The following is a 15,576-nucleotide window of genomic DNA, read 5'->3' as shown; positions in this document are numbered from 1 at the left end:
ACATGATACAGCCTTTGGCATATATACACCCGCAGGCACGCATTGCCGATAACGTGGTGATTGAACCGTTTGTAACCATACATAAGGATGTTGAGATAGGTGAGGGTACTTGGGTAGGCTCAAACAGCGTAATTATGGATGGTGCCCGCATCGGTAAAAACTGCCGTATATTTCCGGGGGCTGTAGTATCTGCTCCGCCGCAGGATTTAAAATACAAAGGCGAGCCAAGTACCGTTACCATTGGTGATAATACCGTTATCCGCGAATGCGTAACGCTTAACCGCGGTACCGCGCTTGATAAAAACACTACCACTATTGGCAGCAACTGCCTGCTGATGGCCTACGTACACGTAGCGCACGATTGCGTGGTGGGTAATAATGTGATCATAGCCAACTCGGTACAATTAGCCGGGCACATTAATGTGTATGACCACGCCTTTATTGGCGGCACCTCAGCCGTGCACCAGTTTGTAGAGATCGGCGCGCATAGCATGATCTCGGGCGGATCATTGGTACGTAAGGATGTGCCTCCTTATACCAAGGCTGGGCGTGAGCCATTGTCATACATCGGCATTAACTCGGTGGGTTTGCGCCGTCGTGGTTTCTCGGCTGAAAGTATTAACGAGATCCAGGAGATTTACCGCATTATCTTCCTCAAAAAATATAATGTCACCAAAGCGCTTGATATTATCGAGGCGGAATTTAACCCAACCGTTGAACGCGACGAGATCATCAACTTTGTACAAAACTCACAACGCGGTATTATGAAGGGGTTTGGGATATAACAAAAAGTTCATAGTTTATGGTTCATAGTTCATAGCCGGATGATGCATATCCGTTGCTGATATAAATTATTAACCATGATCTATCAACTATGAACCATGAACTAATGACCATCACCCTCACCGATATAGGCCGACGATTTAACCGCGACTGGATATTCAAGGGAGTGAACTATACCTTCACGTCGGGCGAAAGCTATGCCGTGCTAGGGCCTAATGGCTCAGGCAAATCAACCCTGCTGCAGGTAGTTAACGGCAGCCTGTCGCCCTCAAAAGGCACTATAGCTTTTAATTTTAACGGAGCCGATATAGAAGTTGAAAAGGTTTTCAAACACCTTAGTGTTGCCGCGCCCTACCTGGAATTGATCGAAGAGTTTACCCTTGCAGAGGTGATCGATTTTCACTTTAAGTTTAAACCCTATATACCCGGTATTGATAAAAGCGAACTTATTGCGCTGCTTAATATGCAAAGCAGCGCCAATAAACTGATAAAATATTTTTCGTCAGGTATGAAACAGCGGTTAAAGCTGGCTTTGGCCTTTTGTTCAGATACGCCCATGCTAATGCTGGATGAGCCCACCTCCAACCTGGATACCCAAGGGGTTGACTGGTACCTGAACCTGGTTGAGCGTTTCGCTGCCGGCCGCCTCACCATCATCTGCTCTAACCAGGAGCATGAGTACAGCTTTTGCAAACAGCAATTGAGTATTGTGGATTATAAGTAGTTGACGGGCTATAGTTCATGGTTCATAGTCAGCTATTTGAATTTTGCTAAACCATTCCTATGAACTATCAACTATTAACCATGAACCACATTGTAAACTTGCAAAGTTCCACATAACTCCCTAAGTTTGCGCCTCAAATAAAATTTTTATGTCTAAGGCATCTGAAGTAAAAAACGGCAATATATTGCGCTTTAACGGTGAGTTATTGCAGGTTGAAGAATTTTTACACCGCACACCGGGCAACTTGCGTGCTTTTTACCAGGCACGTATGCGCAATGTTAAAACCGGTAAACTGGTTGAATACCGTTTCCGTACGGATGAAGAGGTTACCATTGCACGTGTTGAAACCAGTGACTACCAATACCTGTACGAGGATGGCGACGCCTTGGTGGTGATGGACAATACATCATACGAGCAGTTTAACATACCTAAAGCGCTTTTTGGTAACGCCGTGCGCTTTTTAAAAGAAGGTGTTAATGTTATTGTAGCCTTTGAAAGCGAAGAGCCTATTATGGCGCAGCTACCCTCATCAGCCGAACTTGAAATTACTTATACCGAGCCGGCCGTTAAGGGTGATACTTCTACAAACGCCCTAAAAAGCGCTACTGTTGAAACCGGTGCCGAAATACGCGTACCGCTTTTCATCAACATTGGCGATAAAGTTAAGGTTGATACCGCTACAGGCGCTTATGTTGAGCGTGTTAAAAGCTAATGATAAACATTTGTATATTTATCATTAAATATTAAGCTCGTCTATAATTTTTATAATTAAATTACTAATTTCGTTAAAATATGGTAATTTACCCTGAACTCTTATGTCAAAATTAAAATTTAGAGCTGATATAAACGCCCTCAGGGCAATTGCTGTTATCGGCGTTATCTTATATCACTTCAAAGTACCTTTTTTTGAGGGTGGTTTTTCAGGGGTAGATATATTCTTTGTTATATCAGGTTATTTAATGAGTAAGATCATTATTTCAAACTTGCAGGAATCAAAGCTTTCAATTATTGATTTTTACGGGAAACGGGTAAAACGTATAATTCCGGCCCTGCTTTGTATGATAGCGGTTACTACCGCGGTCGGCTTTTTCATTACCCTGCCCGAAGATTTTTCATTCAATTCAAAAAGCGGTTTCTACAGTTTATTATTTATTTCCAATATGTACTATTGGAAACATTCCGGCTATTTTGATTCTTCTTCTGAAGTAAACACGTTTTTGCACACGTGGTCATTATCCGTTGAGTGGCAGTTTTACATTATCTATCCAATCCTGTTACTCTTATTATATAAAATCGTTAAAAATAAAAAGCTTTTTACGACCATATTTATAGTGCTTACTGTACTGGCTATCGGGCTGTCCTTCGTGGTTTCTCGGTATGATAGCCTCATGTCTTTCTATTTTTTCCCGACGAGGGCCTGGGAGATGATGGCCGGCGGAGTAGCATTTTTAATTGAGCCTGTAGCTAACAGGATTAAATTGAAAAAGGTTTATGTACTGCTTTCATATTTAGTGCTTTTAGGCGGTATAGTTTTATTAAGCGCGAAGGGCTGGCCGGGTATTTACGCACTTATACCAGTAAGCGCAACCCTGGCAATTATAGCCTGTAACGCTGAGTTTGCCTTTATCGGATCAAAGCCATTACAGTATGTAGGTAAAATCTCCTACTCGCTCTACCTTTGGCACTGGCCGGTTTATGTATTTTTCAGGTATCTGGGAGCCCCTTTAAACTTTGTAAATATTTGCTTAATGCTATTGATATCCTTTGCATTGAGTTTATTTTCATTCAATTTGATCGAAGCCAAAAAGGGACAAAATAATTTCAGAATACTTGCTGTTACCGGGGTGTTAGGCGCTATCGTAATTACATTCTCTATCATTAAACCCAATCAGTTTTTATTTAAACCGGAGGCATTGTATTTGTCTACCTTTAAAAAAACGCATGCTGCGGAAAGAAGAAAGCAATTTGACCACGGCTGCTGCTTTTTAAGTGTAAATAATGACGGCGATAAAAAATTTGATTTTGACAAGTGCATAAAGTTAGATCCGAATAAGGAGAACTATGTTTTAATAGGCGATAGCCATGCCGCGCAATATTCTCAATCATTAAAAGAGCTGTTTGCAAAAACCAATAAACACTTGATACAGGCCACAGTTACCAAGTGCATGCCGGTAATTATCAAAAATGGAAATGAAACCTGCTACGATGTAATAAATAACGTTTACAACGTTTTTTTACCTAAAAATAAAAATGCTATAAGCGGCGTATTAATAGGTGCTAACTGGATAAGTTTTGACGGTGACAAGAAAAGTTTAGTGGCAACTTTAAAAAAGACCATCGATCATTTAAAGCAACAGAACATTGATGTTAGAATAATAGGTCAGAATGAAGTATATACGCTTCCGTACCCGGTTATACACGCCAAAGAGATACAATACAATGTAAATATGTTAAACAGGTTTACAGATACTAAGGCGCAGGAAATTAACAAGGTACTTAAAGAGAATTTAAAAGATTATTACATTGATGTAATGAGAGATGAGTCTGCCGTTCCCGGGCTTAGCGCAAATAACACGCCTTACATGTTGGATGAAGATCATTATACAAAATACGGTGCAGACCTTACTTTGATCAAAATGTTACAGTCTAACACGATGAAGAGTTTCTTTAACAAGAAAAAACCGACCGTAAATACAATCGCTAAAGTTTCATTGCAATAACAAAACCTTATCATAATCATAAATCTATGGGATTATTTTCGAGCCTGTTAGGCAACGCCGGTGTAGCCAACCCCGATGAATTGAATAAAGAATACGCGAACCTGTTAACCGATGGTGAAAGCATCGAAATAGGTTTTAAGCTGATACGCGATGTATTCATTTTTACCAATAAGCGCCTGATATTGGTTGATAAGCAAGGTATAACCGGAAGCAAGGTGGAGTACCTTTCCATCGCCTACAAAAGCATCTCGAGGTTCAGCGTGCAAACCTCCGGGCATTTTGACCTGGATGCCGAGCTGCGCATCTGGATCTCGGGCGAAGTTCAGCCAAGCCTCACCAAAAAATTCAACAAGCAGGTTAACGTTTACGATCTGCAACGCATACTGGCGCAACACGTGCTATAAAAATAGATTAAAGATCGGGCTTACTCAAGCTCGATCTTTAAATCTTCCTTTTGCCTTTTTACATACAACTCATCAACCAGTACAATTACTACAGCCAGTATCGGCGTAGCTAATAATATCCCTAACACACCTGATAATGTACCCATCAGCACCTGGCTAATGATGGTAAGCGCAGGCGGCAAATCTATCATCTTTTTTTGTACCATCGGGGTAATGATGTTACTCTCCAGAGTTTGTATCAGTATATACATAATGGCAATGATGATGGCCGTATTGGTGCTGTCTATAAAACCTAAAAGCACCGCCGGTATCATGGCCATTAACGGGCCGAAGTTGGGTATAAAGTTAAGTAAACCGGCTAACAAGGCGAGGGTAAGCGCCATGGGTATGCCCATAACGGTTAAGCCGCTCACCGTTAATACAGCTATAAGGCACATGGCCAGCAACATGCCCTTCATCCAGCCTTTCAGCACAAAGCTCAGGCGATCCATCACCACATGAGCATGCTCTTTGGCTGATGGCGGCACCAGTTTGATTATACCGTTTTTATATAGCGATGGAGCAGAGGTGAAAAAGATACCAAGGAACAGGATAATGTACAGATCTCCAAGCACACCAAAGCTGGTACTGAAAAAGCTTTGCGCGGTGGTCATCAACTTTGATGAATCATAGCTTGATGCCTTTTCAACTATTTTAGCGCCCCACGAGGTTTGTTGTAATTTAGCCTGTGCTGATTTTACCACCTTCGGAAATTCATCACTAAGCGAGGCTACCTGGTGCTGTATGGTGTTGCCCATAAACCAAAACAAGGTGCCCAGCAACAAAAAAGTACCCACTACTGAAATAACAACGCATGGCGCACGCTTCCATTTGGTGCGGCGCTGTATCATATCGGCAAAGCCATGAAAAAATACAGCAATAAGCGAACCGGCGAATACCATCAGCAGCACGTTAAACGCCACACGTAATATTAATATCAGGCAAACTGATAACGCGAGTATACCCACCACTATCCAAACTTTGTGTGCAAATGAAAGCTCTTTATCTGTTTTACCTATCGGTCTGTTTGTGGGTTCTGCCATGTCGCGTATCTATATCCTACAAATAGCTTTTAAATTGTATTTGTTTTTGGATGATACGCTTTTTATTCTGAAACGGAATACCACCAAACAAACGGGCAACCGTATGGCTGCCCTGTTTGTTATGATAAAGCCTCGTTAAGGCTTTTCGCTTTTTGTATCGCGGGTGGCGGCGCCGTTTTATTTTTAACCATCGCGCTTACCCGGTATACCAGGTAAAGGCAAATTACAATAGCCACGCAAACTACATAGCCCAATACATCATAATGCTGCAAAGGCCCGTGTTTATGCGGCTGGGTAACTATTAAACCGGCGCATAATGCGGCAACGCCGCCGGCCATTTGCTGTAACGATGAGTTGATGCTCATAAAAGCCCCACGGTCAACCATTTCGGGTATAGCGGTGGTTAAAGCGGTTGAGGGGATAATGCGCCCCATGATACCGATGAACATGATCATGTTGATGATGACCACCTCCCATAACGGAATGGGCGGCAATTGGGTGTAGATCAATATCATGATGGTCGCCAGGGCGGATCCGGCGGCAAACAAGGTAAACTTGTTATACTTATCGCTCAGCTTGCCGATCATCGGCATAATAATTATAGAGGCCAGCCCGCTGCATAAAAACACGGTTGGCAATTGCGCCTGTGTTATACCAATGTTGTTAATAAGGTAGGCGCTGCCGAAAGGCATCATCATAAAACCACCTATTGAAAGGAAAGCCGTGGCCATAAAGCCGGTTTGGTACTTGCGGTTAGCCACCGAATGCCATAAATGCACAAAGGGGTTGGTATCCTTTTGCAGGCCGATATGCGAGGTGACCGGCCGCATGCGAAACAATACCACCAAACCAATAATTATAGCCAGCAGCACGATCATTAAAAAGGGCGCGTGCCACCCCCACTTGTTGGCAAAGTACAAGCCTACCGGTATGCCCAGCACCTGGCTGGCGGCAAACCCCATTTGCACTACACCCATTACCCGGCCCCGCTGGCTAATGTCAAAAACATCAGTAACCACGGCCAGTGAGATCGCGCCGATAACACCGCCGAACAAGCCGGTAAAAATACGGGCACCCAGCAGCATCCAGTAACTGCCGGCCATGGCGCAGCACAACGTGCCGATGATAAAGCCGGTATAAAAAAACATCATCAGCTTTTTACGGTCAAACCTATCGGCAAAGCCCGCTGCCAATAAGCCGGATGCGCCCGCGCTGAAAGCATAAGATGATACCACCAGCCCAAAGCGGGATGGTGTCATATCTAATGATTTCATTAGGATATCACCCAGCGGAGATAGCACCATAAAATCAAGCACTACGGTAAACTGCAGCAGTGCCAGCAAGGCTATCAGTAATTTTTGATAGGCGGTAAATGTTACCGCCGTTTTATCAGGTTTCATTTTTCGTGATCATTTAAATAAGCTCAATACACAGGTAACCTTTGCGGTTAACCAGCTCAATAATATCTGTTGCGTAAAGATGGTGCGATACTACACGCAGCACCTTATCGCAATCCTCAAGGTCAACATGCCACTCGCTGATAGCACGGTGTGCATTAAGCAGGGGGCTAACATTGGCTTTGTCTTGCATGGTGCTGATGTTTGTTTTAAATACCAGCACCCCGGCAGGGTTTATTGACGATTCATCCATGATACTATTTTTTGAGTACTATTTTTTCAGCGCTTTTAATACCAGTTCAAAGGTTTGCCATATCATATCCTGGGTAAGTACGAATGATGCGCCGCCAATGCTACGCCCCTCGTTATGAAAACGTACCAAATTATATAGCGGGGCAAATGCTACCGACCAGTATACCTCAAGCGGCATGGGGGTTATTTCGCCACGCTCAATAGCGTTTTGCATAAAGCGGCTCATCTTAACCTTAAATTCCTTAAAAAAGCTGTTGTATATTACGCTTTGATAGGTTGAACTGCGCAACTGTTCAAAAAAGCGTAGGCTTTGCTGGTTATTCATCATGTGCTTCGAGCGGTTTTTCCATTGCTGCTTTAAGCCTTCAGCAAAGCTTGCTTCCGGGTCAAAATCATCCAGCATCATGCTGCTCATACGCTTGGCTTCTTCCTCGGCAATCTGTATAATCAGGTCGTCCTTATCTTTGTAATAAATGTATAAGGTACCTACAGATATGCCACAGGTCCTGGCCAGCTTATTCATGCTGAAACCTTCAAAACCTACTTTTACCATCAATTCAACTGCTTTTTGTTTTACCAGCAATTGCTTATCAATATCCCTGTTACGCATTAATTATTCTTTCATAACACAAAAATAAATGAATATTCATTTATTTAAAAATCATTTTTTAGATTTCTCTTATTTAGAGCGCTATTATTGAAAAGTGCTATCCTTACGGGTTGGCTGATTTGCAGGCGGACGGGTAACTGAGGACGTATCCTTTTGAGGAACCACGGCCGGCATAATTACCGGGGCGGTGTTCAGCGTACCATCAGTAACGCGGTTGCGGTTCTCTTCCTTCAGGTTAACAGGTGAAATGTTGCCTGTCGAATCGCGAGCGGTACTATCCGTGGCGTTAACCTTTTGCATTACCGCAGGTTTTCCAGTTCCGCCTGGCGAAGGCTGGCCTTTTGCACCGGCAGTTGGTTTAATGCCGGGCTTACCCGCTACCGGTTTTTTGGATGCGGCTTCGGCACGGGCGGCTATACGGTTTGCAGCCTTACGCCTTGCTGAATAGATGACGGCCTCTTTTGATACCGGGCGCTCTTTGGGTTTCCAGATGAATCCTTTAAGGATCCGGTCGTCCTCAGTAAACTTACCAAGCGGCCCGTAACGGATATCAGGCTTGGATAAAAAAGCCATTTTAAGCGGTTTATTTGCAGCGAACCTGATGCGCATACGGCTGCTGAGCGAGCGCCCCATGCCGGTAACGGTTTTGGTAGTACTATCCCGGTCAAAGTAAATACTTTCGGCATTCCCGTCAACAAACATTACGTTGAGCTTATTATCCTTAAAAAAGCCGCGCATTTTTTTACCGCCCACCTGGTTAAAGTGGGTCGAATCATCCTTATCTACATTTACCACAAATGAATTATAAAAGATGTCCATATTGTCCAGCTTCTTATTCTTCATTTGCAGGTTAAGGGTATCACCGGATAGCTGCGAACCCTGCGTCCACATCATCGGTTTAATATAACAGCGAATGGTGGAGTCCGCATAACTATAAAACATCGAGTCGGCCTTGGCCTGCAGGTCAGACTTATAGATCTTGGCATCATGGTAGGCGAATATCACCCGCACGCGGCTGGTATCGCTCAGTTTTACCTTGGTGGTCATGTAAACCGAGTCGACCTTACCCGGCACGTTGCCTAATTTTGCAGCAGTGTCTACCTTGGCTTTTGCCGTACTGTCGGTTTTAAGTGTACTGTCTTTTTTTGTATTGCTGATTTTTTGAGCCGAGTCTTTACGTACCGGCTGCGGTTTGGGTTTGCCAAATAGCATCGGGTTACGGTAGCCGGTATCAAACCGCATTTTAGGCGGATCGAGCGTTAATACCTTAGGCGATGTTTTATAAACAATAGGTTTGGGCTTAACCGGCCCTGCGGCAGGGCGCGCTGCGGTGTCCCTAAAATTGGCTAACCGCCGTTGCTCCTGCAAGGCTTTTAATTTTTTGTAGGTGAACATCTGCGTTTCCAGCGTATCGGCACTCATATAAACCGAATCGACCTTGATACGTTCACCCTTTTCATTTATAATTATGGTAGATGTTGAGGTAGTTACTGGCGTTTTGGTTTTACCTGTGGATTTTGCGGCAGGCTTTTTAACCGTAGCCGATGGCGCTTTAACATCTAGCGGTTTTGCTGCCTTTTTTGGAGCAACCTTGGCCGCGTTATCTGTTTTTATTTTATCAAGCTTTTTAGTGGTATCCGTTTTGGTAGTGTCCTTTTCTTCGGTAACCAATATAATATAAGCATTCTCGGTAACCAGGGTACGTTCCTCTTTACGGTTAAATATACCCAGATCGCCCTTCATGGTGATCTTTTGCTCACTATCGTTAAACGTGATCCGCTTGATAGCACGCCCCAGGCCCAGCAAGCGATCATAAAACAAAGTATCGCCTTTTAATGACTTGGTGCCCTGCTTGTACAGGTTATTTTTCGTGAAAAAAGCCTGTTCGTTAACGGTATTATAAGTGCCGAACTCGGTGTATAAAGTGTCCTTATCTTTAGCCTTACCATAAATATTGGTTGGCCCGTAAAAATAGGCTATGCGGCTGCCGCTGTTGTAGCGCATGGTATCCGTCTTGATCAGCGCATCAACTGTGTTCAATACCACATCATACCTGAAATAGGCATCGCGCGAAAAGGCGAAGTAGTAACCATTTTTACTGGTAAGGGTATTGTCCTTATTAATGAGCTTACCGCCGCCGGTGTAGGTACCTATACGGGTAGCGGTGTTGTAGGTCAGGTAATCGGTGGTCAGGATGGCATCCTTATCAATCATCCGCACATTATTGGTCAGGATGGCGGTTTTGGTATTACCGTTATAGTTTAGCTTGTCCGAATAAATATTCAGCGTATCGCCCTGGGTGATGTGCACATTGCCAAAAGCATCAAAAGCGTTATCCTGCGGATAGAAATACGCGCTGTCTGACTGCAACACAGAGAAATCCTGCTGAAAGGTACCGTTAAAAACCTTTAGTATATCCTTACCGTTGCGCTTAATGCCCTCGCTCCGGTCAGACCGCGTAAGCCGCACCTGCGATTTTTTTTGCTGGCCGAACGCCGCGCCCGCAAGCAGCAGCAACAGTATACTTAAAAGGCATTTATTCACGTTGGCAAAATTAGTTTTTTGCGGGGCTTATTAAATTAATAATTTTGATGCATGCTCCCAGTTAAGCGCTTTACCGAATTTATTGAGCAAAATAATCTTTTTACGCAGCAAAACAGCATTTTGGTTGCCGTTAGCGGTGGTATTGATTCTGTTTTGCTCGCCCGGTTATTCAGCGCGGCGGGTTACCGTTTTGGCATAGCGCATTGCAACTTCGGCCTTCGCGGCAGCGAGGCCGATGCTGACCAGCAATTTTGCCGCAGCCTGGCCACACAACTCGGCATACCTTTTCACACCATCAATTTTGATACCACCATCTATGCCGATACGCATAGAATATCCATACAAATGGCGGCAAGGGAACTGAGGTATAACTGGTTTGAGCAGGTAAGGCAGCAACATAATTACCACCTGATCGCGCTTGGCCACCACAAGAACGATACGATCGAAACAATATTGTTAAATCTTACGCGCGGCACGGGCATTGCCGGCTTGCACGGCATCCTGCCCAAGAACGGGGTACTGGTAAGGCCGCTGCTCTTTCTCACACGGGAAGAGATAACGGCTGTTGTTGCAGCAGAGAATATACCTTATGTTGAGGATAGCTCGAACGCCTCAACCAAATACGCGCGTAACAAGCTCAGGCATGAGGTGGTGCCTAAACTACGGGAGCTTAACCCCAACCTTGAACATACCTTTGATAATAACCTGCGCCACTTTCGCCAGTTGGAAGAATTATTGACGTTAAAGGTTGAGGAGGCAAGACAACATCTGTTCATCCAGCACGATGATGAAATATATTTAGCCATCGATGACGTAAAATCCTTGCAACCGCAACAGCTACTCTTATACAAACTGCTGCAAACCTATGGCTTTGCCGAACCTGTGGTTGATGATGTGATCGCATCCCTGGATGCGCAAAGCGGTAAATGGTTTGCATCCTCAACGCACCGGCTGACCATTGACCGGGGTAAACTGATACTGGTTGAGAACAACCCGGCATCAATTGAGAGCGTAACAATAAATGAGCATGACCACGAGGTGCTTTTTAACGGGCAGCGCATCGCTATTTTGCATGATGATTCGCCATTGATCATTCGCGACAATGCCTTTGCCGTTTCTATCGACAGCGAAAAACTGATCTATCCGCTCAGCATCCGCCACTGGCAGCAAAGCGATTATTTTTATCCCCTGGGGATGAAAGCCCGTAAAAAACTAAGTGATTTTTTTATCAACCTGAAAATTCCGCTGCACAAAAAGCAGCATATTCCGTTATTGGTAAACGGCAACGGAGACATTATGTGGGTTGCAGGCTACCGGCCCGACGAGCGATATAAGGTAAGCCACAACACTAAAAAAGTTATTATATTCGAACTGTTTAAATAAGGCATGAGCGAAAAACCTGTTTACATCGAGAAACAATACCTGGGCAGGGAATTTATTCCGTTAACTATCAGGCTGGTACTGGCTATGTCGTGCTTCGCCGCTTACCTGTTTACCGAGGGCAATGCCCGCAATGGCGACCTGCTGATCGTGGTGGGTTTCGCTATCATCATCATTTCTATCATCATGGGCTTTTTGCTGCACTTTCGTACCCGCGTGCAAAACAAAAGCATTATGCTGGATGGTTTGTGGACCACCCGCCTGGTAAAAATTGACCTGAACAGTATTGTAAAAGCCGAAAAAGACACTTACAGCCGTTACCTGTTCAATAACCCGGTTTACAACCTGCATACCCGCGGCACTATCCGTTTTTACGCGGGCGGCAAGGATGCCATACACCTTACCGACCGTGACGGTTTGCTGTACATCATCGGCTCACAGCACGCTAATGAGCTGCTCAGGGCTATCCTAAGCGAAATGAGGTGATAATTCATCGTCGCTTTATTGTACTTTAATTTTTTCCGCATGTCATCATCACCCCTTCGTATTATATCGCTTTTACCATCAGCCACCGAAATCGTCTGCGCTTTAGGTTTGGAACAAAACCTGGTTGGCCGCTCGCACGAGTGCGACTACCCCGAAAGCGTAAAAGCCCTGCCCGTTTGTACAGAAGCTAATATTCCTGACGGATTAAGCAGCGCCGGGATCGATAATAAGGTAAAAGAGATACTGAACGACGCGCTATCCTTATACACCGTAAAAAAGGAAGTGATCAAAGAACTGCAGCCCGATGTGGTGATCACACAAGCGCAGTGCGATGTTTGCGCGGTATCGCTCCCCGAAGTAGAAAAGGCGCTGGCCGACTACCTCGATAAACCGGCACAGATCATATCATTGCAACCCAACAGCATTGATGAGATGCTTGCTGACATAAAAAGTGTAGCATCGGCACTGAATTTTGTTGAAATTGGCGATACATTGATCGAGGACTTAGATGACCGCATCAACATCATCCGCCACAAACTGAAATTTATTGATGCTAAGCCGACCGTGGCCTGTATTGAATGGCTTGACCCGTTGATGGTATCAGGCAACTGGATACCCGAACTGGTGAACATTGCCGGTGGCACACCTGTATTGGCCGAAGCAGGCAAACATTCGCCTTATGTGGATTGGGATGATATCCGCCTGGCCGACCCGGATATTATGGTGCTGATGCCTTGTGGTTTCGCTATTGACCGCGCCATGCGCGAGATCAATTTACTGTTGGATAAACCCGGATTTGCCGAACTGAAGGCCATTAAGAACAACCGGCTATACATTGCCGATGGCAACCAATACTTTAACCGCCCCGGTCCGCGGCTGGTTGACTCGTTAGAGATCATGGCCGAGATCATCAACCCCAAGCAATTCATCTTCGGGTTTGAGGGTAATGGCTGGATCAAGTTCAGCGTATAAAAAAACGGCCTTTAGCTTAGCGCTAAAGGCCGTTTGACTTTTGTATTTTCTGTTATTAAAACTCAGCGTTTTTAGGGAATCTTGGGAAAGGGATCACATCGCGGATGTTGCCCATGCCGGTAACAAACAGCACCAAACGCTCAAAGCCCAAGCCAAAACCGGCATGCGGGCAGGCACCAAAGCGGCGGGTATCCAAATACCACCAAAGCTCCTCTTTAGGTATGCCCATTTCGCCCATGCGTTGTTCAAGTCTGTCTAAACGCTCCTCGCGTTGCGAACCGCCTACAATTTCACCGATACCCGGGAACAGGATATCCATCGCACGCACCGTTTCGCGGCCATTGGCATCAGGCTCGTTCTGGCGCATGTAAAAGGCCTTGATCTCCTTCGGATAGTCCGTCAGGATAACCGGTTTTTTAAAGTGTTTCTCCACCAGGTAACGCTCATGCTCTGATTGCAGGTCGGTACCCCAGCCTTCAACCAGGTACTGGAATTTCTTTTTCTTGTTCGGGGTCGAATCCTTTAATATATCGATAGCCTCGGTGTAGGTAAGGCGCACAAAATCGTTCTCCAAACAAAACTCCAGCTTTTCAAGCAGCGTCATTTCCGAGCGCTCGTTCTGCGGTTTTTGCTTGTCCTCATCCTGCAAACGCTGGCTCAGGAACTCGATGTCCTCGCGGTTTTTGTCTAACGCGTATTTGATAACGTACTTAAGCAGCGCCTCAGCCATATCCATGTTATCATCCAGATCATAAAAAGCCATTTCGGGCTCTATCATCCAAAACTCGGCCAGGTGGCGGGTGGTGTTCGAGTTTTCGGCACGGAAGGTTGGGCCAAACGTATAAATATCACTCAGCGCCATGGCACCCAGTTCGCCCTCCAACTGGCCTGATACGGTCAGGTTGGTGGCTTTACCAAAAAAATCCTGCTTGTAATCAATCTCTCCGCTATCTGTACGCGGCAGGTTATCCAAATCAAGGTTAGTTACCTTAAAGGCTTCACCCGCGCCTTCCGCATCAGATGCGGTTATTACCGGCGTATGCAGGTACACAAAACCGCGCTCCTGGAAAAACTGGTGAACCGCGAACGACAAACTGTTACGCACCCTGAACACCGCGCCAAACGTATTGGTACGGAAACGCAGGTGCGCTATCTCGCGTAAAAACTCCAGGCTGTGCTTTTTGGGTTGCAGCGGGTATTTTTCCGGGTCACTATCGCCCAGTACCTCTATCTCTTTAGCTTTTATGTCGATCTTTTGGCCTTTACCTAATGACGGTACTACGGTACCGGTAACGCTTAATGCCGCGCCTGTGGTAATGCGTTTTAATAAAGCCGCATCGGTATTCTCAAAATCAACTACTATTTGTACGTTATTATTAGTTGAGCCATCGTTTAAAGCTACGAACTGGTTGTTGCGGAAGGTACGCACCCATCCTTTTACGGTTACATCAATGTTGGTTTCATCGCTCTCCAACAAGGCTTTAATTTTAATTCTCTGGCCCATATAATTATATTATTGAGCGCCAAAAATACAATTATTTAGCTAAAGCCACTCTGAATCGGCCTTTTGAAAAATAAATTTCCGGAACGGGATTTCCGGCCCAGGCCGGCACCCGTACTTCGGTATTAACGGTTAAAAATAATTGTACCTGGCTGCGCATGTTATCTGGGCAGTGCGGCTGCGAACCTTCCGCTCACAAAGCTTACCTCATTAGCTAATGCCGGATTAGTGTAACGCGCGCTTTTGGTAAGCTTTATTTTAAACTGCCCTTCTATCCATCCTGTGTTTTTGCTATAAGTTAAAACTTTTATATAATTAGCACTATCGGTAGTGGCCCTGTATTCACCAACTATAGCATCCCCACCAACCGTAATATCATAAACCCCGCTTTTGGGGTTGATGATATATTTGCCGGTCTCAATAACCTTCATACTTAACCTCAGGGTTTCATTTTTACGGATGCCGAGCAGAATAAGCGAATCTTTGTTATAGCTTAATTCCAGTTTGTCTGTTCCCCATATGGTATCAGCTTTTACAGCACTCATAAAGTTAGGTCGTCTGCAACAATTCAAACAGCACATCTCATCTTCTTTTTTTTTTCTTGAGCACGCTGTTAATGCGGTTGCTACAGCAAGCAAAGCAATAAGTAATCTGGCGTTCATAATTGATCGGTATTTAGGTAATTACACTAATATAACGGCATCAATCGCCTAAATGCTAC

Annotated in this window: 15 protein-coding genes; 8 read left to right on the top strand and 7 right to left on the bottom strand. The window is 44.8% G+C overall.

All coding sequences use genetic code 11. The features are described 5' to 3' along the window. Positions 1-2: 2 nt before the first annotated feature. The 5 genes from lpxA (at position 3) to AC3WJC_RS18070 (ending at position 4,631) form a co-directional block, all read left to right on the top strand. Positions 3-785 carry an acyl-ACP--UDP-N-acetylglucosamine O-acyltransferase gene (lpxA, locus tag AC3WJC_RS18090; RefSeq protein ID WP_228954280.1) on the top strand — a complete coding sequence of 261 codons (783 nt, stop codon included), beginning with the start codon at positions 3-5 and terminating at the stop codon, positions 783-785. 104 nt (positions 786-889) lie between these two features. Continuing rightward, entirely contained in the window at positions 890-1,507 is a 618-nt protein-coding gene (locus AC3WJC_RS18085) for an ABC transporter ATP-binding protein (RefSeq protein WP_492400849.1), read from the top strand. A gap of 148 nt (positions 1,508-1,655) precedes the next feature. Beyond that, positions 1,656-2,219: an elongation factor P gene (gene efp / locus AC3WJC_RS18080; RefSeq protein WP_492400519.1), complete on the top strand. Its 564-nt coding sequence runs from the start codon at positions 1,656-1,658 to the stop codon at positions 2,217-2,219. A gap of 103 nt (positions 2,220-2,322) precedes the next feature. Continuing rightward, positions 2,323-4,227 (top strand): acyltransferase family protein, encoded by a 1,905-nt coding sequence (locus AC3WJC_RS18075; protein WP_492400518.1) that lies wholly within the window; start codon positions 2,323-2,325, stop codon positions 4,225-4,227. A 26-nt stretch (positions 4,228-4,253) separates the two neighbouring features. Further along, positions 4,254-4,631, top strand: a complete 378-nt coding sequence (locus AC3WJC_RS18070; RefSeq protein ID WP_492400517.1) for a PH domain-containing protein — start codon at positions 4,254-4,256, stop codon at positions 4,629-4,631. A gap of 20 nt (positions 4,632-4,651) precedes the next feature. Here AC3WJC_RS18070 and AC3WJC_RS18065 read toward each other — a convergent pair whose 3' ends face one another. The 5 genes from AC3WJC_RS18065 to AC3WJC_RS18045 all read right to left on the bottom strand — a co-directional run bounded on the left by AC3WJC_RS18065 (position 4,652) and on the right by AC3WJC_RS18045 (position 10,516). Further along, positions 4,652-5,713: an AI-2E family transporter gene (locus tag AC3WJC_RS18065; protein WP_492400516.1), complete on the bottom strand. Its 1,062-nt coding sequence runs from the start codon at positions 5,711-5,713 to the stop codon at positions 4,652-4,654. Between the two features lie 119 nt (positions 5,714-5,832). Further along, positions 5,833-7,113 (bottom strand): MFS transporter, encoded by a 1,281-nt coding sequence (locus tag AC3WJC_RS18060; protein WP_492400515.1) that lies wholly within the window; start codon positions 7,111-7,113, stop codon positions 5,833-5,835. Positions 7,114-7,126: 13 nt separating this feature from the next. Then, complete coding sequence (locus tag AC3WJC_RS18055) at positions 7,127-7,363, bottom strand: hypothetical protein (protein ID WP_492400514.1); 237 nt, start codon at positions 7,361-7,363, stop codon at positions 7,127-7,129. Positions 7,364-7,381: 18 nt separating this feature from the next. Beyond that, positions 7,382-7,972: a TetR/AcrR family transcriptional regulator gene (locus tag AC3WJC_RS18050; RefSeq protein WP_492400513.1), complete on the bottom strand. Its 591-nt coding sequence runs from the start codon at positions 7,970-7,972 to the stop codon at positions 7,382-7,384. A gap of 84 nt (positions 7,973-8,056) precedes the next feature. Further along, positions 8,057-10,516, bottom strand: a complete 2,460-nt coding sequence (locus AC3WJC_RS18045) for an OstA-like protein (RefSeq protein WP_492400512.1) — start codon at positions 10,514-10,516, stop codon at positions 8,057-8,059. Between the two features lie 51 nt (positions 10,517-10,567). Here AC3WJC_RS18045 and tilS point away from each other — a divergent pair, with 51 nt between their 5' ends. From tilS to AC3WJC_RS18030, 3 genes are read left to right on the top strand one after another with little or no spacing between them, the layout of a single operon-like run. Next, the gene (tilS, locus tag AC3WJC_RS18040) at positions 10,568-11,899 is read left to right on the top strand and encodes a tRNA lysidine(34) synthetase TilS (protein WP_492400511.1); all 1,332 of its coding nucleotides are present in this window, start codon (positions 10,568-10,570) and stop codon (positions 11,897-11,899) included. A gap of 3 nt (positions 11,900-11,902) precedes the next feature. Continuing rightward, positions 11,903-12,382, top strand: a complete 480-nt coding sequence (locus AC3WJC_RS18035) for a hypothetical protein (RefSeq protein ID WP_492400510.1) — start codon at positions 11,903-11,905, stop codon at positions 12,380-12,382. Between the two features lie 39 nt (positions 12,383-12,421). Continuing rightward, positions 12,422-13,354 carry a cobalamin-binding protein gene (locus tag AC3WJC_RS18030; RefSeq protein WP_492400509.1) on the top strand — a complete coding sequence of 311 codons (933 nt, stop codon included), beginning with the start codon at positions 12,422-12,424 and terminating at the stop codon, positions 13,352-13,354. Positions 13,355-13,409: 55 nt separating this feature from the next. On the opposite strand, the gene asnS is transcribed toward AC3WJC_RS18030, so the two are convergent. Together asnS and AC3WJC_RS18020 are read right to left on the bottom strand one after the other, a co-directional pair. Further along, positions 13,410-14,858 (bottom strand): asparagine--tRNA ligase, encoded by a 1,449-nt coding sequence (asnS, locus tag AC3WJC_RS18025; protein WP_492400508.1) that lies wholly within the window; start codon positions 14,856-14,858, stop codon positions 13,410-13,412. Between the two features lie 158 nt (positions 14,859-15,016). Beyond that, the gene (locus AC3WJC_RS18020; RefSeq protein WP_492400507.1) at positions 15,017-15,400 is read right to left on the bottom strand and encodes a DUF6252 domain-containing protein; all 384 of its coding nucleotides are present in this window, start codon (positions 15,398-15,400) and stop codon (positions 15,017-15,019) included. Positions 15,401-15,576: the final 176 nt, after the last annotated feature.

The organism is Mucilaginibacter sp. FW306-07-L (assembly GCF_058782065.1).
The sequence above is the reverse complement of the archived record's forward strand: the minus strand, read 5'-3'. Positions and strand labels throughout refer to the sequence as shown.